1 protein-coding gene is annotated in these 1391 nt (G+C 64.1%); it reads left to right on the top strand.

All coding sequences use genetic code 11. The annotated features are described in order from the left end of the window. Positions 1-239: 239 nt before the first annotated feature. Positions 240-1184 carry a Tim44 domain-containing protein gene (locus FJ980_RS31695; protein ID WP_140547448.1) on the top strand — a complete coding sequence of 315 codons (945 nt, stop codon included), beginning with the start codon at positions 240-242 and terminating at the stop codon, positions 1182-1184. Positions 1185-1391: the final 207 nt, after the last annotated feature.

Genomic DNA, 1391 nt, shown 5'->3' on the forward strand with positions numbered 1-1391 from the left:
GAACTCGACAAGATCATCGAGCGATCGGCCAAGGAGGCCTCGCCCGCGCCACAGCCGGCAGCGTTCTCCCAGCCCCAGCATGGCCGGGACCGCGATGACGACTATGCGCGCTCGCAGGGCCACCGCTATCCGAAACGGAAGAAATCGTTCTTCGAAGAGCTGTTCGATTGACCGCACGCCGGTAGCCGGCCCGACGTCTGTCGAAAATTTCCGAAACCCATCGATAAAGGTCCGTCCAGATGATTTCCCGCACAAGCCGATTTGCCGCCCTGTTTGCCGGACTGTTCCTGGCATTCTCCATGGTCGCGGTAGACCATGCCGAGGCCCGTCGCGGCGGCAGTTTCGGCAGCCGCGGCATGCGCACGTTCCAATCAGCGCCGCCGACCAGGACCGCTCCGGCGCCGACCGCTCCGGTCGAGCGTTCGATGACGCCCAATACCGGCGTGAACACCGCGGCCCGGCAGCCGCAGGCCGGCCCGCAGAGGCCCGGCTTCATGAGCGGCTTCGGTGGAACGATGATGCGCGGCCTGCTGATCGGCGGCCTGATCGGGCTGCTCCTGGGCCAGGGCTTCGGCGGGCTGGCAGGCATGTTCGGTTTCCTGCTGCAGGCCGTGCTGATCGGTGGCGCCATCATGCTGGCAATCAGGTTCTTCCGGTCGCAATCCGCGCGTGGCCCCGCCCCTGCTCTCGCGGGCGCTGGCAACACTGCGCGTTCTTTCGCCATTCCCGGCTTTGGCGGCGGTTCAGGCGGAGGCTCCGCGGCGGCCACCGGTTCCGATGAAATCCGGCTCGCCCAGACCGACCTCGACGCATTCCAGCAGCTGTTGAGCGATGTCCAGGAAGCGTTCGGGCGTGAGGATCATGCCGCGTTGCGCAAGACGACGACTCCCGAAATGGTATCCTATCTCTCTGAAGAGCTGGCCGACAATGCGAAGAAGGGCCTCAGGAACGAGGTATCCGACGTCACCCTCCTGCAGGCCGACATCGCGGAAAGCTGGCGCGAGGATGACCGCGACTATGCCACGGCGGCCCTGCGTTATGAATCGCGCGACGTGATGCGCGATCGGGCCAGCGGCAAGGTCGTCGAGGGCGACGAGGATCATCCCACGGAGACGACGGAGCTGTGGACCTTCACGCGTCAGAATGGCTCGAGCTGGAAGCTCTCGGCAATCCAACAGGCCTGAGCTCCAGCGTGCGAACTCGCGTTGACAAAGGCGGCCTGACGACGGCCGGTCCGGCTGTGTCAGCAGCCTCCATGGCCGGCAGCTCTCAAAATAGGAATTTTTTCTTGACTGGGTGAAGGCAGCTATGGTAGATATTTATCTATGGTGCTGAGTTGCGCCAGGAACCCGCCGCGCAGGCGGGTTTTTTCGTTCAATGCTCCGTCAACA

Source organism: Mesorhizobium sp. B1-1-5 (assembly GCF_006443065.1).
Classification (GTDB): Bacteria; Pseudomonadota; Alphaproteobacteria; order Rhizobiales; family Rhizobiaceae; genus Mesorhizobium.